Source organism: Streptomyces sp. NPDC004266, from assembly GCF_042874095.1.
Taxonomy (GTDB): domain Bacteria; phylum Actinomycetota; class Actinomycetes; order Streptomycetales; family Streptomycetaceae; genus Streptomyces.
Genome location: NZ_JBIAMM010000016.1, coordinates 145738 through 167571, shown reverse-complemented (window position 1 = coordinate 167571; position 21834 = coordinate 145738). Strand labels below are relative to the sequence as shown.

The 21834-nt window shown below is 72.0% G+C and carries 13 protein-coding genes; 4 read left to right on the top strand and 9 right to left on the bottom strand.

Annotated elements, in window-relative coordinates; genetic code table 11:
- Positions 1 to 72 precede the first annotated feature (72 nt).
- The gene (locus tag ACFYUZ_RS31870; protein ID WP_389315086.1) at positions 73 to 576 is read right to left on the bottom strand and encodes a GNAT family N-acetyltransferase; all 504 of its coding nucleotides are present in this window, start codon (positions 574 to 576) and stop codon (positions 73 to 75) included.
- A complete protein-coding gene (locus tag ACFYUZ_RS31865; RefSeq protein WP_389315084.1) occupies positions 573 to 1310 on the bottom strand; it encodes a DUF2625 domain-containing protein in 738 nt (245 codons plus the stop codon). The genes ACFYUZ_RS31870 and ACFYUZ_RS31865 overlap by 4 nt, the downstream gene beginning before the upstream one ends.
- Positions 1311 to 1386: 76 nt before the next feature.
- Here ACFYUZ_RS31865 and ACFYUZ_RS31860 point away from each other — a divergent pair, with 76 nt between their 5' ends.
- The 3 genes from ACFYUZ_RS31860 to ACFYUZ_RS31850 are packed head-to-tail and all read left to right on the top strand — an operon-like array spanning position 1387 to position 3000.
- Positions 1387 to 1758 carry a PadR family transcriptional regulator gene (locus tag ACFYUZ_RS31860; protein ID WP_123459182.1) on the top strand — a complete coding sequence of 124 codons (372 nt, stop codon included), beginning with the start codon at positions 1387 to 1389 and terminating at the stop codon, positions 1756 to 1758.
- Entirely contained in the window at positions 1755 to 2333 is a 579-nt protein-coding gene (locus ACFYUZ_RS31855) for an HAAS signaling domain-containing protein (protein ID WP_389315082.1), read from the top strand. The genes ACFYUZ_RS31860 and ACFYUZ_RS31855 overlap by 4 nt, the downstream gene beginning before the upstream one ends.
- Positions 2334 to 2391: 58 nt before the next feature.
- Positions 2392 to 3000 (top strand): GNAT family N-acetyltransferase, encoded by a 609-nt coding sequence (locus ACFYUZ_RS31850; RefSeq protein WP_389315080.1) that lies wholly within the window; start codon positions 2392 to 2394, stop codon positions 2998 to 3000.
- Between the two features lie 46 nt (positions 3001 to 3046).
- On the opposite strand, the gene ACFYUZ_RS31845 is transcribed toward ACFYUZ_RS31850, so the two are convergent.
- The 6 genes from ACFYUZ_RS31845 to ACFYUZ_RS31820 all read right to left on the bottom strand — a co-directional run bounded on the left by ACFYUZ_RS31845 (position 3047) and on the right by ACFYUZ_RS31820 (position 10748).
- On the bottom strand, positions 3047 to 3481 hold the full coding sequence (locus ACFYUZ_RS31845; protein ID WP_389315078.1) for a VOC family protein: 435 nt from the start codon (positions 3479 to 3481) through the stop codon (positions 3047 to 3049).
- A gap of 43 nt (positions 3482 to 3524) precedes the next feature.
- Positions 3525 to 5690 carry an RNA polymerase recycling motor ATPase HelR gene (gene helR, locus ACFYUZ_RS31840; protein WP_389315076.1) on the bottom strand — a complete coding sequence of 722 codons (2166 nt, stop codon included), beginning with the start codon at positions 5688 to 5690 and terminating at the stop codon, positions 3525 to 3527.
- Between the two features lie 163 nt (positions 5691 to 5853).
- A complete protein-coding gene (locus tag ACFYUZ_RS31835) occupies positions 5854 to 6240 on the bottom strand; it encodes a hypothetical protein (protein ID WP_389315074.1) in 387 nt (128 codons plus the stop codon).
- A gap of 176 nt (positions 6241 to 6416) precedes the next feature.
- A complete protein-coding gene (locus ACFYUZ_RS31830; protein ID WP_389315072.1) occupies positions 6417 to 8015 on the bottom strand; it encodes a protein kinase in 1599 nt (532 codons plus the stop codon).
- A complete protein-coding gene (locus ACFYUZ_RS31825) occupies positions 8012 to 8626 on the bottom strand; it encodes a hypothetical protein (protein WP_389315070.1) in 615 nt (204 codons plus the stop codon). The genes ACFYUZ_RS31830 and ACFYUZ_RS31825 overlap by 4 nt, the downstream gene beginning before the upstream one ends.
- Before the next feature lie 73 nt (positions 8627 to 8699).
- Entirely contained in the window at positions 8700 to 10748 is a 2049-nt protein-coding gene (locus tag ACFYUZ_RS31820; RefSeq protein ID WP_389315068.1) for an N-6 DNA methylase, read from the bottom strand.
- A gap of 172 nt (positions 10749 to 10920) precedes the next feature.
- On the opposite strand from ACFYUZ_RS31820, the gene ACFYUZ_RS31815 reads away from it, so the two are divergent.
- Positions 10921 to 11634, top strand: a complete 714-nt coding sequence (locus ACFYUZ_RS31815; protein ID WP_389315066.1) for a hypothetical protein — start codon at positions 10921 to 10923, stop codon at positions 11632 to 11634.
- Positions 11635 to 11731: 97 nt separating this feature from the next.
- On the opposite strand, the gene ACFYUZ_RS31810 is transcribed toward ACFYUZ_RS31815, so the two are convergent.
- Positions 11732 to 21667: a LamG-like jellyroll fold domain-containing protein gene (locus ACFYUZ_RS31810; protein ID WP_389315064.1), complete on the bottom strand. Its 9936-nt coding sequence runs from the start codon at positions 21665 to 21667 to the stop codon at positions 11732 to 11734.
- Positions 21668 to 21834: the final 167 nt, after the last annotated feature.

Sequence of the window (21834 nt, the reverse complement as noted above, 5' to 3'; positions counted from 1 at the left end):
CCCCGCCGGCGGGCGGGACGACGAGCGCCTCGTCCCGGAGCCCTGGCGGGAGGCGACGCCGCCCGTCCCCGCTCACGGCCGCAGCTCCCAGCGGACCTCGCCGGCCCGTTCCTCCCCCGTCGGCGCGAGGCCGGCCGCGCGGGCGACGGCGGCGGAGGCCGCGTGGCCGGGGTGGACGTGGGCGACGACGGTGCGGACGCCCCGGTCGGCCAGCAGGCCGACGAGGGCCCCGGCCGCTTCCCGGGCGATCCCCCGCCCCTGCCACTCGGTCCCGGTCACCCACGCGACCTCGGCGGTCCGCCCGCCGTCGGTGACCGTCGCCTGGACCGTCCCGGCGAGCCGGTCCTCCTCGCGGAGCCGCACCACCCAGTTGCACCAGACGACCGCCGGATCGGGCGGTCCGGCGACCAACCGCTCGTACCGGGCGCGCAGTTCGGGCGCGGTGAGCGGGGCGCCTCCGATGAAGGCGTGGAGGGCGGGGTCGGCGAGGACCCCGGCCATCTCGTCGGCGTGCGCGACGGCGAGCGGCACGAGGTCGAGCCGCCGGGTGCGCACGGTCGCGGTCCGGAGGGTCACACGTCCCCCAGGAAGCCGGGGTCGGTGCCGTCGAGCTGCAGGGCCGTCTCGCGTCCCAGCCCGAGCAGCTGCCCCAGGGGGACGACCGCGCGGCTGGTCCCGGCCAGGTCCTGGTGCGCCTCGGCGGACCACAGGGGCGGGTAGAGGCTGAGTCCCTCGCCGCCGGTCAGGCCGGGTGCCTCGTCGCGCCAGCCGGGCCAGCGCAGGCCCTCGTAGAACTCCTCGATCCCCCCGGCGAGCACCCACGACAGCCAGGCCCCGTACCCGGCGCCGATCGCGTCCCAGCGCAGCGAGTCGGGCGCGAAGTAGACCATCTCGCCGGGGCTGCCCGGCAGTCCGGTCTCCTCCTCCGTGCCGCCCTGGATCGCGAAGGCCCCGCCGAGCACGTCGTGCGCGACGACGAGTCCGGCGGCGGGCCGCCAGGCGGGGTCGGGCTCGGCGGGGTAGCCGTTGACCCGGGCGAGGCCGGGCAGGCGCCGGTCGTTGTGGACGGCCGGGCTGCCGTACACCCGCAGCCAGCCGTCGTCGACGAGGGCGCCGCCGGTGCGGAAGAGGAACGCGCCCAGGTACGAGCGGACGGTGACCTGCGTCTGGAGGAGCGTGGCCGCTCCTCGCGCGGGGTCGGCGTCCAGCACCTCGACGGGCACCTGTGCCGTCCGCAGCTCCTCTTCGAGCAGCGGCCACGCCGGGTCCTCGACCTCGGTCAGTTCGCTCAGTCCACGCAGTTCTCGCACCCCGGCATCGTCGCACGCGCCGCTCCGCCGCGGTTCTCCGTTGATCGACGGCACTTCCGGGGGTATCTTGCATTGCATGGTTCCTGGCGAAGCAAGATCAGAGGCGTCCGGAAAGGTCGCCAGTCAGCTGCGCAAGGGCGTACTGGAGTACTGCGTCCTGGCCCTGCTGCGCGACGGCCCGCGCTACGGCGTCGAGATCCTCGACGAGCTGGCCGCCGTCAGCGTCATGACCACCAGCCAGGGCACGATCTACCCCTTGCTGTCCCGGCTTCGCCGCGACGGACTCGTCGACACCGAGCTGCGCGAGTCGGCCACCGGCCCCGCCCGCCGCTACTACACGCTCACCGCGCCCGGCAGGACCGCGCTCGCCGAGTTCGCCGAGAGCTGGCCGCGCTTCCGCGACGGCGTCGACCACTTCCTGACCGCATCCCACGGAGGCTCCGCATGACCGGCACCGAACACCCCCTCGTGACCGACTACCTGGCCACGATCGAGCGGGAGGCGTCCTTCCTGCCCGCAGGGCGCCGCGAGGAACTCCTCGCCGACCTGCGCGAACACCTCGCGGTCGCCGTCGGGGAGGAGCAGGACCCGGAGGCCGTCCGCGCGGCGCTCGAACGGCTCGGCAGCCCCTCCGCCATCGTCGCGGCCGCCCGCGCGGAGGAGCCGGAGACCACCGCCGTTCCCGCCGCCCCTTCGGCGGCCCCCCAGCCCCGGTCACGGAGCGTCCTCACCGCCGTCCTGCTCGGCGTGAGCGGCCTCGCCGCGCTCACCTCCCCCTTCGCCGGCCTGGCCGCCCTCGCCCTGGGGCTCGGCCTGCTGTGGACGTCCGCCGCGTGGCAGCGGCGGACGAAGGCGGTCGCGACCGCCCTGACCCTCGCGGCGCCGGTCACGGTCGGTCTCAGCATGCTCCTCCTGGCCGCCCGCCTCGGCATGGTGGAGCTGCTCATCCTTCTCGCCGTGAGCATCGCCCTGCCCGCGACGGCGGCGGTCCGTCTGCTCCGGGCCCCGGCACAGGCCGCTTGACCAGGCCCGGAAGGACAGGGGCCACCCGCCCGCCGACCAAGATCATCACGGGTGCAGAATGACCCGTATGACCCTGTCGAACACACCGAAAACGGCCACGATCGACGACGCTCACACGGTCGGCCGCACCCTGGCCTCCGCCTTCGGCGACGACCCGATGATGCGCTGGTTCTTCCCCGACGCCGCCACCCGCGAGGCGGGCCTCGGCCGCTACTTCACGACCCTCTTCACCCGGCAGTACGGCCTCCACGGCGTCTGCGAGCGGACCGGGTCGGCCGCCGCCTTCTGGGTCTCGCCCGAGGGGGCGGACAAGGCCGTCCCCGACGCGGAGACCGTCCGGGAGCTCGTGGAGATACTCGGCGACCGCGCCCCGGCCTTCCAGGAGGCCGTCACGGCGGCCGCCGAGCACGGGCCCGCCGAGCCCCACTGGTACCTCGCCGTCATCGGCGCCGATCCCGCCGCCCGCGGCCTGGGCCACGGCTCCGCCCTGCTCCGCTCCGGCCTCGCCAAGGCCGACGCGGCGGGCCTGCCGGTCTACCTGGAGTCCTCCAAGCCGGACAACCTGCCGGTCTACGAGCACTTCGGCTTCAGGGTCCGCGGGGAGTTCTCCCTGCCGGGCGGCGGCCCCGTCCTGTGGTCCATGAAGCGCGACCCGCGGGGCGCCTGACGCCGTTCGCCGGAGGCCCCGCCCGCGCGGGGCCTCCGGCACGCGCTCAGTCGAGACAGAACTCGTTGCCCTCGATGTCCTGCATGTTGATGCAGGACTCGTTCTCCCCGTCGGCGTACAGCGTCTTCAGATGGGTCGCGCCGAGCTCGACCAGGCGCGCGCATTCGGCCTCCAGGACGGCGAGGCGCTCCTCGCCCACGAGGCCCGTGCCGGCCCGCACGTCGAGGTGCACCCGGTTCTTGACGACCTTGCCCTCGGGGACGCGCTGGAAGAGCAGGCGCGGCCCCTTGCCCGAGGGGTCGCTGCACGCGAAGTAGGTGTCCTGCTCCTCGGCCGGCACCGAACGGTCGTACTCCTCCCACGTGTCGAAGCCCTCCGGGGCCGGCGGCAGGACGTACCCCAGGACCTCGCACCAGAAGGCGGCGAGTCGCACGGGCTTCGCGCAGTCGAACGTGACCTGGAATTCCTTGATCGATGCCATTCGGCCACCGTAACAAGGGGCGCCCGCGCCGCTCACTTCCTTTTCAGGCCCCCCGGGTCGCGGTGCTCGTCAGGACCACCAGGCGCCGGGTCGCGCGGGTCATCGCCACGTAGCGGTCGACCGCGCCCTCGATGCCCTCGCCGAAGGAGTCCGGGTCGACGAGGACGACCAGGTCGAACTCCAGGCCCTTGGAGAGCGAGGGGGTGAGCGAGCGGACCCGGGGGCGCTCGCGGAAGGCGGGGGCGCCGATGACGCAAGCGACGCCCTCGGCGTTCTCCGCGAGCCAGGCGTCGAGGATCTCCTCCAGCTCGGCGACGGGACCGTGGGTGACCGGGACGCCGTTGCTGCGGATGGACGTCGGCACGTTGGCGTCCGGGAGCGCGGCGCGGATGACCGGCTCGGCCTCCGCCATGACCTCCTCCGGCGTGCGGTAGTTGATGCTCAGGGACGTGGTCTCGATGCGGTCGAAGCCGGCCCGCTCCAGGCGCTCCCGCCACGACTCGGTGAAGCCGTGCCGGGCCTGGGCGCGGTCGCCGACGATCGTGAAGCTCTTCGACGGGCAGCGCAGGAGCAGCATCTGCCACTCCGCGTCGGTCAGTTCCTGCGCCTCGTCCACCACGATGTGCGCGAACGGGCCGTCGAGCGGCTCGTGTTCCGCGGTCGGCAGGGCGTCCTCGTCGACCAGGCGGTTCCGGAGGTCCTCGCCCCGCAGCATCGTGACCGCGCCCTCGCCGTCGGCGTCGGCCGCGACGATGCTGTCGATGACGCCGGCCATGCGCTCGCGCTCGGCGGCGACGGTGGCCTTGCGCCGCAGCTTGAGCCGGGCCGACGCCGGGTCGCCGAGCCGCTGCCGGGCCGCGTCCAGGAGGGGCAGGTCCGAGACCGTCCACGCCTGGGCGTCCGCGCGCCGCAGCCGCTTCACCTCGTCGGGGGTCAGCCAGGGCGCGCACATCCGCAGGTACGCGGGGACCGTCCACAGGTCGCCGACGAGGTCGGCCGCCTCCAGCATCGGCCAGGCGCCGTGGAGGGCGCCGGTCAACTCCCGGTCCTGGCGCAGCGACGCGCGGAACTGCTCCTCCGGGACCTCCTCGCCGTCGTACTTGTCGAACAGGAGGGAGACCAGGTGCTCCCAGATCTGCTCGCGGGCCTCGTTGTGCGGGGTCCCCGGCTCGGCCGCGTCGAAGGCCTCCGCCCAGTCGGCGGCGGTCAGCGGGATGTCCGACCAGTGGGTGGAGACGGTCATGCCCTCGGTCGGCGGCTCCTCGTAGAACGCGACGGCCTTCTCGATGGCCGTGACCATCTCCCGCGAGGACTTCAGGCGGGCCGCCTCCGGGTCGGTCTCGGCCGTCGCCCTCGCGCCCTCGGCGACCAGGTCGCGCACGGTGCAGGTCCGCACGCCCTCCTCGCCGAGGCTGGGCAGCACGTCGGAGACGTAGTTCAGGTAGGGCTGGTGCGGACCGACGAAGAGCACGCCTCCCCGGCGGTGCCCGAGGCGCGGATCGGAGTAGAGGAGGTGCGCGGTGCGGTGCAGGGCGACGACCGTCTTGCCGGTGCCGGGGCCGCCGTCGACGACGAGGGCGCCGCGCGAGCCGGCGCGGATGATGGCGTCCTGGTCGGACTGGATGGTGGAGAGCACGTCCCGCATGCGGGACGAGCGGTTGCCGCCCAGGCTGGCGATGAAGGCGGACTGGTCGTCGAGCGCGGCGTGCCCTTCGAGGCCCTCGGCGGTGAAGACCTCGTCCCAGTAGTCGGTGATCCGGCCGCCGGACCAGCGGTAGCGGCGGCGGCTCGCCAGGCCCATGGGGGTGGCGTGCGTGGCCGCGAAGAACGGCTCCGCCGCGGGGGAGCGCCAGTCGACGAGCAGCCGGCGGCCGGTGCTGTCGGTGAGGCCGAGCCGTCCGACGTAGAGGGGCTCGGGGTCGTCCGCGCCGACCACGCGGCCCAGGCAGAGGTCCAGGCCGAAGCGGCGCAGCGTCCGCAGGCGGCCGGAGAGCCGGTGGATCTCCGCGTCCCGGTCCATCGCCTCCCGGCCGATCCCGCCGGGCGCCTTCCGCTCGGCGTCGAGGCGCTCCGACAGTTCGGCGGTCGTCTCGTCGAGGCACCGCGCGATGGCCGCGAAGTGCTGCTCGTCCGCGGCGATGAGCGCCGGGTCGGCCTTGGGGGAGAGGTTGCCGGAGAGGTCGAACACGCCGGCAATAAGGGACGTCATGTGGTGGATACCCCGTTTTCGTAGCATCTGACTTGCTTCGAGGAGTGATTCTGCGCCACGAAGGGGGCCTTGCCGCAAGGCCCCCTGTGCGCTATACGTTGAGATAGCGGAAAGGGCCGGAACCCATCGGGTTCCGGCCCTTCGCGTTCCCGCGGGCGCGCGGCTACTTCTTCGGGGCGACCTCGTCCAGGCAGAGGACGAACTTGTCCGAGCCCAGCTGCTGAGCGAGCGCGGAGAGCTCCTCGCCGCACTTGTTCACGTCGAAGGTGTCGTCGACGACCTTGACGACCTTGAACAGGTCGGGCTTGCCGGAGGAGCAGTCCACGGTGTCGACCTTGGGGTCGTTGTCGGGACCGGTGACGGTGACGCACTCGCCGGCCTCGGCGTGCACCGGGGCGTCGCCCGTGAGGTGCGGGAGGCCGAGCTTCACGGCGACGGCGACGACGATCGCGACGATGACGCCGCCGACCTTCTTGAGGACCGCGGAGCCCTTCTTGGCGGGGGCGGCGGGCTGCTGCTCGGGGGCGAAGGGAGCGGACGGCGTCGTCATAGGGATTCCTTGGGGGACGCGGACATGATCAGACGCGAACGTTACATGCAGCAAAACCGGCAAAAAGGATCATGAAGATCCACTGCGTGATCAGTTGCCGAGTCGTGATCCTGTCGCCTCGTCAGGGTCACGGTCGAGCCACCGTCAGGACCCCCGGGGGCCACCGCCAGGACTCCTCAGGGCCGCCCCAGCTGCCGTTGATGGTCGAGCGCCCGCCGCAGCTCCACCGGAAGCGGGTGGTACGGGCCGTGGGCGCGCTCCGCGTCGAACAGCAGCCGCTGGAGCTCCTCCTGACCTGCCGCGTGCTCGCCCGCCGCCAGGAGCAGCAGCCCGATCCGCTGCCGGATGTCGAAGGCCCGCCCCGGGTCCCGCTCGTAGTACGGCAGGACCGCGCGGAACTCCCCGAGCGCGGCGGCCGTCTCCCCCAGCTGCTCCAGGCAGAGGGCCGCGTCGTAGCGGAACTGCAGGAACTGCGGGTCCGTCGGGCCCGCCTCCGCGCCGCGGTCCTCCGCGAGCCGGCGCAGCTCCGGCAGCGCGCGCCGGTACTGGCCGTCGTCCATGAGCGTCGACGCGTACTGCTTGCGCAGGATCCGGACGACCGGCGACCGTTCGCCGTGCTCGGCCGTCGCGGCGGGCAGGATGGCGCCGAGCATGTCCACGGCCTGGGTCAGCGAGCCCTCCGCGAGCAGCCGCTTCACCTCGTCGACGGCCGCGGCCACGTCCGGGCGCGCGGGCTGCGGCCCGCTCCCGTACACCCGGGGGTCGGTCCGGGGATCGGCCTGCGGGCGCGGAGGCGCCACCGGGAGGGGCGGGACCGGGACCGGCGGGACCGGGACGGGCGGGACCGGGACGGCCCTCGCCGTCGCGCGGTCCGGCCAGGGCGCGTGCGGGCGCAGGAACGGCCGGGTCGGGTCCATCGGCCCCGTCGGGGCCCCGCGCGCCGGGAGCAGCGGCAGCAGGTGCTCGTACGCCTCGTGCGCGCCGGACGGCCGGGCCTGGGGGTCCTTGGCGAGCAGCCGCAGGACCAGCGCTTCGAGCGCCTCGGGGACCTCGGGCCGCAGCTGCCGGAGCGGGGCGGGCGGCTCGTACAGGTGCCGGTGCAGCACGCCGAGCGCGGTGGAGCCCGCGAACGGCACGTTCCCGCTGAGGAGTTCGTGGAGCAGCACCCCCAGCGCGTACAGGTCGGTGGACGGGCCGACGGCGCCGCCCATGGCCTGCTCCGGCGCCATGTACGCCGGGCTGCCGATGGGCGAACCGGTCTGCGTGAGCCGGGTGGTGTCGGTGTCCAGGACGGAGGCGACGCCCAGGTCGAGGACGGTCACGGTGCCGTCCGGACGGATCATCACGTTCCGCGGCTTGAGGTCGCGGTGCACGATCGGCACCGCGTGCACGGCGGCGAGCACCGCGCACAGCTGGGCGGCGACGCTGACCGCCCACTCCCAGGGGTACGGGTCGTGCTCGGCGAGGTGGTCGGCGAGGTCCGCGCCCTCCACGTACTGCATGACGAGGTAGAGGTCGTCGCCGTCGCTGCCCGCGTCGTGCACGGTCACCAGACCGGGGTGGTCGACCTGCGCGGTCACCCGGCACTCGCGCACGAAGCGGCGCCGCAGCTCCTCCGCGGCGGTGGCGGGGCCCGTCATGGTGGCCGGCCGGAGCAGCTTCACCGCGACCCGGCGGTCGAGGCGTCCGTCGTACGCCGTCCAGACCTGGCCCATGCCGCCCTGGCCGATGACGGTGGCGAGCTCGTAACGCCCGCCGACGACCCGCCCGTTCACCTGCCGCCTTCGCCTTCCCCGGTGTGCCCGGGGTCCCTCCTGAGCAGGTCGCTCAGCTCGTCGAGCTCGGCGCGGACCTGGTCGATGCGGGGCGCCTGGGCGGGCGCCGACGGCGGGACCCGCGGCGGCGGCGGGGCGGCCGCGTAGGGTCCCGGCCCTCGGCCGGGACCCGGAACCGGGCGCGGCGCCGTGACCTCGCCCGGCGGATAGCCGTAGCCGGGAGCCCCGTACGGGTACGGCGGCGCTCCCGCGGGCGGAACCATGATCACGACCGGGGCGGGCTGATGGTGGCGGATGTCGACCACCAGGAAGTAGCAGGCCACCAGCGCCATCTGCACGAGGAGGACCACCATGCCGGCGGTGTTCATCCACGTGCCGGCGAACCGCTGCTCCAGCGGCACCACACAGGCGACGTTGAGGACCAGCTGACCCCAGAAGAGCGCCCAGTCCCGGCCGGCACGCCGCATGATCGCGATGCGGAGCATGGCGACCCAGGCGAGGAACCCCAGGGACAGGACCACCAGGACCGTGATGAGCACGCGGACGGTGATCGTGGCCGCCGACGGACCGGCGGCCCGTGGCGGTACGGGTGTGGGCACCTGGCCGTACATACGACGCTCCCCCAGACGGATGATCAGGCTAAGAGAATAGGACGCTCTTCACCGGGTCTCCACGCCTCTGTCGTCACCCGGGCTCCACGCTGCCGTCGGCGAGACCGTCGTACAGGCCCTGGACCAGCTGCTCGCCCAGGCGGACGGCGAGGCGCAGGGCCTCCTCGAACTCCGCGAGGGACTTGAAGTGGGCGCCGTGGCGGCGCTGGTCGGCGAGGGGCAGCCGGGGCAGCTGGAGGCGGCGCACGTCGAGCCGGGTCGCGGTCGAGGCGAAGCTGCTCGCCTGCCGGTTGTTGGCGGTTCCGCGCAGGAACCCGGCGAGGAACCAGGGGTCGAGGGCGGCCGGATCGGGCCGCAGCAGCTGGAGGTTGCGGCCGAGCGCGGCACCGGCCGTGGCCGCGTCCACCACGCGGGCCACGGAGCCCCCGCCGAGCACGGGGACGACGACGTCGCCCTCGGCGACGAGGACGGGCTCCTCGGCCGGGCCGCCGCCGGGGAGGGTGCCGGAGGGGGCGGTGCCGGACAGGACGTCGTACTCGGTGAGGACCGCGACGTCGTCCCCGCCCTCGGGGACCGTGCCCGAGCCGCCGCTCCGGAGCTGGAGGGCGCCGGTGCGGGCCAGTTCGCCGACGGTCGTGAGCGGGCGGGGACCGGAGCGCGCGGGAACGGGATTCGGGGCGAGCCCCCGGGTGCGGCGCAGCGTCTCGTCCAGGCGGTCGCGGACGGCGGAGAGTTCGGGGGCGGTGCCGCCGGCGGCGGGAGCCGCGAGATAGCGGGCGGGAGCGAGGTCGACCTCGTCGTCGAGGAGTTCGATGACGGGGACGGCGCGCGCCACGGACTCCTCGCCGCCCCGGGCCGCCCAGGCGTCGAGGACCGTGTTCCGGAGGGTGGTCCAGGGGAGCTTGTCGCGGCCGGCGTCGGGGACGAGCCCGGCGGTGTCCACGAACAGGGCCTCCGCCGGGGGCCGCCGGCCGGCACCGGGCCGGACGAGGACCCAGAGGTGGAGCGGGATGCCGTACGGGGGCGCGGCACCGGCCGGGAGGGCGATCACGGCGCGGAGCGCGCCGCGGCGCAGGAGGTCGGCGCGGATGCGGCGGCCGGAGCGGCGGGAGGCCACGGCGGGCGGCATGAGGAGGACCGCGGCCCCGCCGTCACGGAGCCGGGCGAGGGCGTGCTGCACCCAGGCCAGCTCGGACTCCGTGCGGGCCGGGAAGCCGTACTCCCAGCGCGGGTCGTAGGCGAGCTCGTCGTGGCCCCAGGTCCGTTCGTTGAACGGCGGGTGGCACAGGACGGCGTCGGCGGTCAGGTCCGGGAAGGCGTCGGCGCGGAGGGTGTCGGCGGTGGCGCAGCGGATGTCGGCGTCGCCGTGGAGGGCCAGCCGCAGGGCGGTGAGGGCGGCCAGGTCGGGATCGGCGTCCTGGGCGTACAGCGCGGTGGGGTGCGGGACGGCGCGCAGCAGGCCACCGGTGCCGGAGGCCGGATCGACGACGGTGGCGGGGGGACGGCCGTCGGGGGCCGCGGCGGCCGCGAGTTCCGCCATGAGTTCGGCGAGCGGAGGCGGGGTGAGGGTGTACTGGCGCGGGTTGGCGTCCAGGTGGCGACCGAGCAGGAACTCGAAGGCCTGCCGCGCGCCGCCCAGCTCGACCGCCAGCTCGGCGGCGGCACGCAGCAGGGGGACGGCGGGGGCCGTCTCGGCCGGGGTGGGGGTGCGGACGACCCTCGGCACGCCGAAGCGGGCGGTGAGGACCTCGTCGAGGGCGTCGGGCAGGGCGCCGGCGAGCCGGGCGTCGGGAAGCCCGGCGAGCCCGGTCCAGGCACCCGGCCGCTCGCGGAGCAGGAGCAGGACGCAGCCGGTGTGCACGAGACCTGCGACGGTCCCGGCGGCGTGGCCGGCGAGCTGCTGCCAGACACGCTCACGGAGCGGGACTTCGGCGAGTTTCCCCTGGTCGCGGAGCCACTGCTCGACCTCGGCGAGGGCGAAGGAAGGGCTGGTCTCCGTCCCTCCGACGGGCCGGGGGAAGTCGGCGTGGCGTCGGCGCCAGTTGCTGACGGCGGCCCTGCCGACGCCCGCCAGCCGGGCGATGCCGGCGGCGGTGACCTCTGTCGCGCTCTCTTCAGGCACCTGTCCGTCTCCCCTCGTACGTGTGTGAACACACCGAGCTTACCGCTCACACCGGTTCACGGCGTGAGCAGACTCGAATCTTGTGAATCTGGTTGACTCGGTTCACAAGCTCTGCTGTGATTACGTCATCGAAACACGAAGTCCCCGCAGCGCCACGGAAGGTGCCACAGCCATGTCTCAGCAGTCTCAGCAGCAGCGCAACTGGTTCGCCCGCCACAAGCTCCTCACCGCCGCAGGCGCGATCGTCGCCGTCGTCGTGATCGGCGCGGCGGTCGGCGGGGGCGGCGACGACACCGGCTCCCCCAAGGCCGGCGCGAAGCAGGAGCAGTCCGCGAAGCCGGGCGGCGACGAGAAGGCCCCGGAGTCCAAGGCCCCCGAGAAGAAGGCCGTCACGATCGACGGCGACGGCGACTTCGAGGTGGGCTCGGACGTGAAGCCCGGCCTCTACCGCACCACGGGCAACAAGGACGCGGAGTGCTACTGGGAGCGCGCCAAGAGCGCCTCCGGGGACGTGGACTCGATCCTCGCCAACGACAACGTGACGGGCACCAGCTACGTCGAGATCAAGGCCTCGGACAAGCTCTTCAAGTCCACCGGCTGCGGGACGTGGGAGGCCGTCGACGCGAAGGCGACCGGCACCCCCAAGGGCGCCCCCAAGGGCAACGGCGGCATGCTGAAGGTGGGCGTCGACATCGCCCCCGGCACGTACAAGTCCACGGGCAACAAGGACGCGGAGTGCTACTGGGAGCGCTCGAAGGACGCCTCCCACAGCACGGACTCGATCATCGCCAACGACAACGTGACGGGCACGGCCATCGTGAAGGTCGCCGCCTCCGACGCCTACTTCAAGACCACGGGCTGCGGCGACTGGGTCAAGACGGGCTGACGGGCTGACGGGCTGACGCGCGGACCGCCGGCCCCGAGAACGGGAAAGCCCCGCCGAGCGACTCGGCGGGGCTCCCCTTCGTTCATGTCACGTCAGGTCAGCGCCGGATCGGCACCTCCTCCGTCCACACGATGTCCTGGCTCTTCGCGGAGAACCGGCCCGTACCGTAGTGCTTGTTGAGGGGGTCGCCGACCTTCTTCGCGTACCAAGGGCTGTAACCGCCCCAGCCGGGACTCGGGCGCGTCGCGGAGAAGATGGTGCTCTCGTTGCGCACCGAGAAGTCGACGGTCGCCGTGCCCTTCTTCTTGTTCACCCCGGTGACCTTGTACTTGAGGGTGTACGAACCGAGGTACGCCGCGGAGGAGTTCGTGGTGAAGTCGCGCCCGAGCTTCATCAGCGACGAACCCTCCTCGTCGTCCTCACCGAGGCGGTACGGCTTCCCGTGCCACTTCCCGTCGGCCTTGAGCTTCCCGCTCCCGAGGTCCTTGGAGATGGAGTTCTTCGTGAACGCGACGTGCTCGTGCTCCTTCAGGGTCTTGGTGAACCTGCTGTCGCCGTCGAGGACCCGGTTCTTCGGTCCCTTGCCGCTCAGCCACTCGTAGCCGAGGTCGAAGGCCGAGGGGTCCTTGTCCGTCCCCCAGGAAGAGCCCGGGATGAGGAGGCGCGCCAGGGGCTTCGAATGGCTCATCCAGCCACCGTGCATGTCGGCCATGCTCTGGACGCCGACACGCCAGACGAACGCGAAGCGGTTCGCCTTCCTGTCCGCCGCCCTGTAGGCCTCGATGTACTCGCGCTTCTTCTTGTCCCTCAGGTACTTCGCCCGGATCATCTTGATCTTCAGCTTGCGCAACATGGCGGCCTTGGCCTTCGCCCTGTTCGCCTTCGCCAGGTTGGCCCGGTACTGCGGGCTCTTGACGATCCTGAGCACCGCGTGCGTCTTGCGCTTGGCGACCCGCTTGACGTGGTTCACCGTCTTCTTCACGCCGTCGCGGACCCGGGAGACGAACGTCCTGACCGAGCGGTGGTGGACCACCCTGACGACCCGGTGCTTCGGCTTGTGGATCCGCTGCACGGTCTTCACGAAGTGCCGCTTGATCCCGCTGACCGCCTTCTTCACCTTGTTGATGAAGCTCGGCCAGTGACCGGTCGGGTCGGTCGCCGACATCGGGTTGTCGTCCGCGTAGGCGTAGCGGTTCGCGGACACCGAATCCGGCAGCGGCGAGAGGTTCGCCGAGTCCCGGCTGCTGAACCGGCCGACCTCGGGGGTGTACCAGCGCGCGGCCATGTTGACCTTGCCGGAGTCCGGGTCGGTCCAGCCCGACTGGTAGCCGAGGCTGCCGATCATTCCGCTCGTGTGGGACACCTCGCCGAACGGCGAGTACGTCCGCGAGCCGGCCAGCGTCTCGCCCGTCGCGGTGAACTGGGCCACCACGTCGTCGTGCAGGTCCGTGAGGGTCAGCACGGAGGAGACGGCCGTCTTCGCGCCGAGCAGCGAACCGTCGGCGTTGCGGCTGTAGGACGTGACCCCGTCCGAGGCCACGTCGTTCCCGATGCCGCTGTACCGGAACGAGAACAGGTCGGTGCCCGTCTCGTCCTTCGCCGCCAGGACCCGGTCCTTGCCGTCGTACGTGTACGTCCGGTCGCCGTCCACGACCACGCGGTCGAAGGCGTCGGCCTTGACGGCGGCGGTGCCGCCGCCGACGGTCGCCACCTGGCTCAGCGTGCCGCGCGCGGTGTACGAGTACACGCTGCGGCCGTCCGAGGTGAGGCGGTTGCGGGCGTCGTACGCGTACGTGCCGGCGCCGACCCGGGTCCGGTTGCCGGACGCGTCGTAGCCGTAGGCCTCCGTCGTGGTCCCGTCGTTCCAGGACGTCAGACGGTCGGCCCAGTCGTACGTGTACGTGTGGGTCGACGCGCCCGCGACACCGGTCGTCGTCTTCGACGTCTCGTTGCCGTTCTCGTCCCACCCGTAGGCGATCGAGGAGAGCACCGCGCCCGACGGGGACGTCAGCTTGTCCTGCGTCGTCCGGTCCAGCGCGTCGTACGAGAAGGTCCGCACGGACCCGCCCGTGCCGTAGTCGATCCGCTCGACCCGGTCCTCGACGTCGTAGCCGTAGGTCAGGGTCGTGCCCGTGACCGCGTCGGCGGCCGTCTTGAGCCGGCCGGCGGAGTCGTAGCCGTACGCGGTCGTGCCGGAGGCGTCGGTCCGCGACGTCATGTACCCGTCGGCGTTGTAGGCGAAGGACGAGTCGCCCGAGGGACCGGTCGCGGTCAGGAGCAGACCCCGGTCGTCGTAGGTGAAGGCGTCCTTGGCGTCACCGGCGCCCGCGACGGCCGTGAGCCGGTCGTCGGAGTCGTACGTGTACGTGTGGTCGGCCGTGGCGGCCTCCGCACCCGTACCCGTCTGCTTCACCAGACGGTCCTTGGCGTCGTACTCGTTGACCACGGTGACCCCGCCCGGGGCCCGGGTCTCCTTCACCCGGCCGGCCGCGTCGTACACCGCGGTGAACGTCCGGTCGGCGAGGTCCGGATGCGCCGGGGTGGACGGCTCGATCTGCGACTCGACCATGCCCCAGCTGTTGTACGCCGTCAGGAACGCGTTGTTCCGGCCGTCGGTGAAGCGCGTCCGGTTGCCCGCCGCGTCGTAGCCGTAGGTGGTGGTGATCGACTCGGTCGCCGAGACCGGCTCCACCGCCTTCGTGACGGACCCCGAGGAGTCCAGCGTCAGGTAGGTGGTGTGGCCCCGGTAGTCCGTCGTCGAGGTGGCGTTGCCCGCGCGGTCGTACGTGGTGCGCTTGGTGCGGAGCACCGCGCCCTGCGCGTCCAGGTCCTCGACCTTGGTCAGCTGCCCGAACCCGTCGTACGTGTTGCGGGTGGCGGTGCCGCTCGCGTCCGTCGTCTTCAGGACGTGGCCGTCCTTGTCGTACGTGGTCCGCGTGGTGTGGCCCGAGGCGTCGACGACCCCGGTCCGCTCACCGATCGCGTTGTACGTGTACGACTCCGGGACGCCGGCCGCCGAGATCGTCCGGGACAGCTCGCCGCCCGGCGCATCGTACTCGTTCTTCACGGTGAACGCCTGCTGCGCGGGCTGGCGCACGATGTCCGTGGCCGTCACGCGGCGGCCGAGGTAGTCCCAGGTGGTCTCCTGTCGGGCGCCGTTCGGCCGGGTGGTCGAGAGCAGGTCGCCGGTCGGGGTGTAGGTGCGGCTGGTGGTGCCGCTCGGCTCGGTGGTGGAGGCCACCTCGCCGTGCTGCGTGTACGTGTACGAGGTGCGGTTGCCGAGCTCGTCGACCTCCGCCGTGAGCCGGCCGAGGACGTCGTACTCGTTCCACGACGTGGCCGTGACCGGCGCGGAAGCGCCCGGCGGGGTGTAGGACGGCAGCGTCGTCGACGTCTCCCGGCCCTCCCCGTCGTACGCCGTGACCGTCACGTTGCCGAGCGGGTCGGAGTTCTCGGTCTTCTCGCCGAAGGTGTTGTAGCCGGTGAGCGAGACGGGCCGGATGGAGACCGGGGGCCCGCCGTTCTGCTCCGCGTCGACGGCCGGCTCGGTGACCGAGGTCTGCCGGTCCTCCTCGTCGTAGCCGAAGTCCATGGTGTCGCCGTTCTCGTCGGTCGTCGAGAGCGCCAGACCCCGCTGGTCGAGGAGGGAGGTGGTGGTGCGGACAGCGCTGCCGGCGGCCGGCAGGGTGCCGCCCTTCACGGCCGTGACCTGCGCCGCGGTGAGGGCCTCCTGGTAGACCTGGACGTCGTCGATGCCCCCCTTGAAGCCGGGGCCGTACACGCCGTTGTAGAGGTTGCGACCGATCTGGAACCGGCCCGTCGACTCCCACGGCGTGGTCGCGGCCGCCTCCTGGGCCAAGGTGCCGTTGACGTAGAGCCGCATCTTGGCGGCCGCAACGTCGTACTCGGCGACGAGGTGGGTCCAGGCCCCTGCCACCGCGGCCGACGGAGCGGAGACCACCCGGTCGAAGGAGTACGGGGCTTGGGCCGTGCGCGGGCGGGCGAAGGTCCACCCCGCCCCGGCGTCGTAGTACAGCACGAAGCCGTACGTCGAATCAGCGTCCTGGGAGAGCACGGTCCGGTTGGTGGTGAGATCGGCGAGCTTGGCCCAGGCCGAGACGCTGAAGCTGCCGGCCGTGTTCACGACCGGGCCCGTGGTCTGGGCGTACGAGTTGGCGTCACCGTCGAAGACGGCGCTGCCGCCCCGGTCGGTGTTCCAGTGCATGCCCGTGCCGTGGCTGCCGGTGCTGTTGCCGCCGGAGGAGTCCGCCAGGCCGGAGCCCGTCGTCTCGTCCAGCTTGTAGCGGGCCACCGGGGCCGTCGTGCCGTCGTGGACCGTGGTCCCCGTGACGTTGCCCAGCGGGTCGTACCGCTTGTCCGTCACGTCGACGTCACCGGTCGACGGGTCGGTCTCGGCCTCGGTCACGACCCGGTCGTCCGGGTCGTACGAGACGGTGGTCGAGCGGGCGAGTCCGTTCGGGTCGAGGACCGTCCGGGTCGTGCGGTCGGCGGCGTCCACCGTGAAGGTGGTGCGGGTCCGGCCGTCGTCGGTGATCTGCTCGATCAGGTTGCCGGCCGCGTCGTACGTGTTCGCCTGCTCCGTGAACTGCTTGCCGGACTGCGGGTCCTTGCGGACCACCGTCGCCGACAGGCCGTCGTCGGTGTAGGTGTACGCCGTCACCCAGCCCATCGCGTCCGTGATCGACGCGAGCCGGCCCGCGGGGTCGTACGCCCTGGACTCCTCGGTGAGGAAGGTGGGGGCGGACGGGCTGTTGGGATCGCCGATGTAGTTCTGCAGCCCGCTCGTCAGCGGACGCTGCTCGGCATCGAAGGTGAACAGGGTGACGTTCCCGGCCGGGTCGGTCTCCTTCACCTTGTTGCCGTAGACGTCGTACTCGAACGACGTGGTGTCGCCGCCCCCGTCCGTCTGCGTCTTCACGTGGTTGAACGCGTCGTACGTCATGGACGTCGTGCGTGCCGTGTCACCGCCGGTCAGGTCCGCCTCCGTCTGGGAGAGGACGTTGCCGTCGGCGTCGAACGCGGTCGTCTTCCGGGCGCGGTGCGTCGCACCCGTGACCCGGTTGACGACCGACGGCGCGGTCTCGCTGACGACCTGGTCGTTCCTGTCGTACACCAGCGTGGTCGTCAGACCCGCCGGGTACGCGTCCGAGATCTCGGTCGTGGTGATCTGCCGGCCGAGGTTGTCGTAGGTGAACTTCACCTTGGCGCCGTTGGCGTCGACGGTCTCGGCGAGGTCGCCGTTGGAGAAGTAGGAGTACGAGGTCCTGCGGCCGCCCGGGGTCACGACCTGGGCCACGAGGCCCGCCGGCGCCTTCGCGGTGCCGCCCTCCGCCGCCGGGGTGGCGGTGGTGGTGTACGTCGTGGTCGTGGTCCGGCCGGCGGGGCTCCCCGCCACCGCCGGGGTGGTCACGGCGGTGACGTTGCCGCCCGTGTCATAGCTGTAACTGGTGAGATAGGTGTTGTCCGTGGGGCCCGAGGAGCGGCCGTCGCGCTCGGTGAGCACGAGGTCGTTGCGCGGGTCCATCGGCGGGAACGCGGTGGTCGCGTCCGGGTAGTGCGTGAAGTACTCGGTGGAACAGCGGCCTGCCAGGGTGTCCTGGCAGGTGGTGCTGGAGACCGTGTTGCCGCGGATGTCGTGCCCCGTGACGACGCGGTTGCCGTTGGGGTCGGTCACGGTGTGCGGGAAGCCCGCCGTGTCGTACCCGTACGTGGTGCGGTTGCCGTCCGTGTCGACGGCGGCGAGGAGGCGGTTGCCCATCTCGGCGTCGTAGACGTAGGTGAGGGTCCTGCCCTTCGGGTCGGTCAGCTTGACCGTCCTGACCGGGGCGATGCCGGAGGACGCCTTGTAGGCCGACCAGTGACGGGCGACCTCGTCGGCGGTCAGACCGTCCTGGTGGACGGCGACCTCGGCGATCGAGCCGGTGAAGTACGAGACGTCACCCGGCGAGCTGTACCACTTGCCGAAACCCGCACCGACGAACGTGCGCGACGTCGTCTGGTCGTTCGGAGCGCCCGTGCAGGTGCCCTGCGAGGCGCCGTCGAGGTACAGCGTCTGGGTGGTGCCGGACGCGGCCAGCACCGCGTGGTGCCAGGCGTTGTCCGTGACGGTCGCCGTCGACCCGAGGGTCGCGTTGCCGTTGCAGGTGCTGCTCCACCAGTGGCCGTGCAGCTTGTTGTCGGCACCGACGTAGAGCAGGTCGCTCCACGAGCCGGCGGCGCCGCCCGCGTTGTTCGGCGCCAGGCTCTGGTCGCTCATGATCACGCCGGGCTTGGCGGTCTTGAACCACAGCTCGACCGAGCGGTCCGGCTTGGCGTGCCAGTTCGCGTACGGCAGCTCCAGGTACGAGCTGGTGCCGTTGAACGTCACCGCGCTGTTGTCACCGGTGCCGAACGGCCCGGCCACACCCTGCGTGACGGTGTTGTACGTGCCGAAGCCGGTGTGCAGCTCGTTCGCGGCCTGCGCCGCGCCCCCGGTGTCACCGAGGCGCCAGTAGCCGGCCGGGGCCGAGCCCATCACCGCCGAACGGTAGACCTGCGAGGAGCCGGTGACGGTCGCCGGATTAAGCTTCCATATGCCGCCGTCGGAGTCCGTCGCCTGGAGGACCAGGTCGTCCGTGGTGCCGTAGACGACCGACGCCTGGGTCTTGCCGCCGGGCGTCTTCACGGAGCCGAGCAGCCCCGCCGCGCGGGACGCGGCCTGGAACTGGGCGGTGATCACCTCCGCGGTGAGCGGCTCGGTGTAGATGGCGGTCTCCGCCAGCTGACCGGAGAAGTGACCGAGGGTGTCGGTCGTGCTCATCGCGGGCCAGCCGTGGGTGTTCACACCCGCTCCGAGCGTGATGTACGGGGTGTTCCAGTCCTTGATCTGACCGGCCTTGCTGCCCTGCGACACGCCGTCCAGATAGAGGGTCTGCGTCGTGCCCGCGCCCGTGAGGACGGCCTGGTGCCACTTGCCGTCGTTGACGGAGGCGGTGGACGTCAGGGTCGTGCCGCAGAGGCCGGTGGCCAGGCAGCCGCGCAGCTTGCCGTCCGTGCCGACGTACAGCGCGGGGGTGTTGTAGGTGGTGTTCGCCACCGGGTCGGGGTCGCTCAGCGGCTTGTCACCGTAGTAGAAGAGGACGCCACCGGCCTGCGTGGTCTTGAACCACGTCGAGATCGTCGTGTACGAGGGCGTCGCGCCGGGGGCGCTCGGCATCTCGACGTACGACGTCGTGCCGTTGAACGTCGCCGTCGTCTGCGTCGAGCCCGCGAGGAGGCCGGCCGAGCCGGTGGTGACGTTCCGGTAGAGACCGTTGTACTTGCCCTGGTTGATGTCGACCGTGTCGGCGGAGACGGTCTGTCCGGCCGCCTCGCCGAGGCGCCAGTACGCGTACGGGTCGGCGTCCAGCACCGTGGTGCGGTGGTGGTTGCCGGTGGCGTACGTGTACGTCGTGCACTTCAGCGGATCGGCGGGCGGACAGACGGCGGTGAGCCGGTCCCCCGTGTAGGTGTACGTCCACGTCTGCGCGCTGCTCGCGTCGCCGACGACCGCCGGGTCCGTCGCCACCGTGCCCACGTGGGCGGCGGTCGCACCGGCGGGGGTGGACCAGGTCAGGCTCAGGTTCCGCTTGGACGTGGTGTTGCTGATCTTCGTGAGCTGCTTCGAGGCGTTGTACGTGAACGTCTCGGCGCGGCCCGCGTAGTCGGTGATCGACGAGACGGCGTAGACGCCGGTCTTCGCGGTCGGCTGCGTGAACGCGTACGCCGTGAAGTCCTTGTCGGTCAGCTTGTAGCCGATGGGGGCGGTGGTGACCGCCTCCAGCCGGGCGTAGCGGCCCAGCGGCGGCTGGAAGGTGCCGTTGGAGTTGCGGCCGAAGGCGACCTGCTCACCACCCGGGTAGGTGATGATCACGCTGGTGACGGCGCCGGTGCTGTCCTTGACCTCGGCGGCCTTCATGTCGACGACCGTCGACCAGCCCGCACCGAAGGCGTTGTCCACCCGCGGGTCCAGACTGTTGTACGCGCGCTCGATCTCCAGCGACGGACCGATCACCGGCACGTCCGCGTCGGTGTCGTCCGTCGTGTAGTTGCCGTCCGACGGGTCGAAGTCGTGGCCGTCGTTGTTCATCGCCAGGCCCGAGGTGACCGGCGGCTGCGGCACGGCCGTGGTGAAGCGGCTCGCCGAGTTCAGGACGTCGTAGCCGTCGGTGACGTTGGCGTACCAGACGTAGTTCTTCGACCAGGTGAGCTTGCCCGTCGGCACCTTCCACGACCGCTCGGCGATGACGCCCGAGGTCGCGACGGGGGTGCTGGAGGTGGAGTCCGCGTCGTAGACGTCGAACTGGTAGGTGAGGGCCTTCTCGGGCCAGTTGTCGGCGTCGCTCGCGTAGACGAGCAGCTCCGGCTGGAGGGTGTGGGCCTGGAAGTTCTCCGGCGGGTACTGGGCGTTGACCTGCGGCTTGATGTTCGCCGTGTAGGTCAGGTCCAGCGCCGGACGGAAACCGGCGGTCGCCGAGTTGTCCGAGTGGAACTTCTTCCAGTGGAACGCGTCGCCGGTCGGCGCGGTGAGCGCGAGGCCGTGGTTCGCACCGCCGGTGGCGACCTGGGTGAACCAGTCGGTCGTCAGGCTGACCGGCATCTTCACGCCCACGGTGGGGGCACCGGAGTCGTTCGAGCAGGACGCCCCGGGCGCGGGGGTGGCGGTGCCGATGGCATCGCCGTAGGCCGGGCCCGGATAGCTGGTCACGCCGGACGGGGTCCAGGACTGGGTGACCGGGTGGACCGAGAAGGACTCGGCGGCACAGGTCGAGGACCATAGGGCGTACACGTTCAGGGTGGCGGCGGAGACCCGCTGGCCCTTCAGTGTCGTGCCGAGCGAGGAGAACTGCAGGAAGGAGTTCGCCTTGTTCGTGCCCGAGTCGTACGAGCCGACCTTGATCTGCGTCTCGGTGGAGTGGTCGCCGCCGATGGTGTTCTGGGAGTAGGTGGAGTTGCTGGAAGCCACGGTCGGGTCGACGGTGACCGGGTAGACCCGCTCGGGGGCGTCGAGCCAGGCGCGGTCGGCGGTCATCCGCAGGGCCGGCTTGCCGTCGACGGCCGTCAGCTCGTAGGTCACGTCCCGCGACTGGGCGGCGTCACCGGAGCGCGGATCGACCTTCGAGTCCTCCATGTACGCGTGCGGGATGGTCGCGGCGACCTTGCCCGTCGCGTCCGTGAACTCGACGTCGCCGTCGGCCGCGACCCGGGCGGTGAGCCCCTGGGTCTCCAGCGGGAAGATCCACGAGTTCGCGGCCTGCGCAGAGCGCAGGACGATGTTCTCCTTGAACCCCTCCGCCAGCGGCACGAGCTGCACGTCGGTGTCCGGCAGGACGTCCGCGTAGGTCACCGTGCCGTCGGCGGCCACGACGGGCTCGGCCTTGGCGGCGCCGCGCAGCGCGTACGCCAGGGACCGGCCGGAGCCGAAGTCCACCGAGGCCAGCTGCCGGTCGGCGGCGGTCGGCGCGAACTCGACGTCCAGGGAGTTGGCCGTCTGCTGCAGACGACCGTCCTTGTCCTCCGTCAGGCTCGTGTCGATCTGCTTCCAGGTGCCGTCGGCCGCCTTGAAGTTCGCCCGGCCCGTGTAGTGCCGGACGGTCGTCGAACCGTCGGCGTTGACGAAGAAGTCCGACGTCGCCGTCGACCTCTTCGCATCCCGCTTGCTGGTGCGCGCGTCGAAGCTGTTCTTGCCACCCGGCGCCTTGCCCGTGGTGACGTCGGCGGGATCGTCGGTCTCCCGCGCGAAGGGAGGCAGCTCGCCCTTGCCCTTGCCCGGCTTGCGACCGGCCCCGCCCTCGTTGCTGGTCGAGTCGGCGGAGGCCTTGTGGCTCTTGCCGCGGGCGGTGCCGCCCTGCTGGTCGGGCGTGTCGAGCGGACCGCCGTCGGAGACCCACCCCCACAGCCCGGAGAGCGAGAGTTCGGGCATGCGCACCGCTTCGAGCGTGGCGCCGGAGGCCATCGCCGTCTCGGTGGTGAGCCCGCACGCGAGGGAGGTCAAAACGAAAAGAGCCGTAGCCCTCAGTCCGCGCCTACCGGTACGACCCGGTGGCTGCGGACGAGGCCTACGGACCCGAGGAACACTCATGGGTCAGCCTTTGCTTACGCTGCGCTTACAAAACCTCACGATCCTGCCTGACGTGCGCAAACTTGTGCCACGAACGAGTG

Excerpts from the sequence above, each read along its gene's own strand:
- ACFYUZ_RS31860 (WP_123459182.1), top strand. The coding sequence starts at position 1,387 with ATGGTTCCTGGCGAAGCAAGATCAGAGGCGTCCGGAAAGGTCGCCAGT.
- ACFYUZ_RS31855 (WP_389315082.1), top strand. The coding sequence starts at position 1,755 with ATGACCGGCACCGAACACCCCCTCGTGACCGACTACCTGGCCACGATC.
- ACFYUZ_RS31850 (WP_389315080.1), top strand. The coding sequence starts at position 2,392 with ATGACCCGTATGACCCTGTCGAACACACCGAAAACGGCCACGATCGAC.
- ACFYUZ_RS31845 (WP_389315078.1), bottom strand. The coding sequence starts at position 3,481 with ATGGCATCGATCAAGGAATTCCAGGTCACGTTCGACTGCGCGAAGCCC.
- helR (WP_389315076.1), bottom strand. The coding sequence starts at position 5,690 with ATGACGTCCCTTATTGCCGGCGTGTTCGACCTCTCCGGCAACCTCTCC.
- ACFYUZ_RS31835 (WP_389315074.1), bottom strand. The coding sequence starts at position 6,240 with ATGACGACGCCGTCCGCTCCCTTCGCCCCCGAGCAGCAGCCCGCCGCC.
- ACFYUZ_RS31825 (WP_389315070.1), bottom strand. The coding sequence starts at position 8,626 with ATGTACGGCCAGGTGCCCACACCCGTACCGCCACGGGCCGCCGGTCCG.
- ACFYUZ_RS31815 (WP_389315066.1), top strand. The coding sequence starts at position 10,921 with ATGTCTCAGCAGTCTCAGCAGCAGCGCAACTGGTTCGCCCGCCACAAG.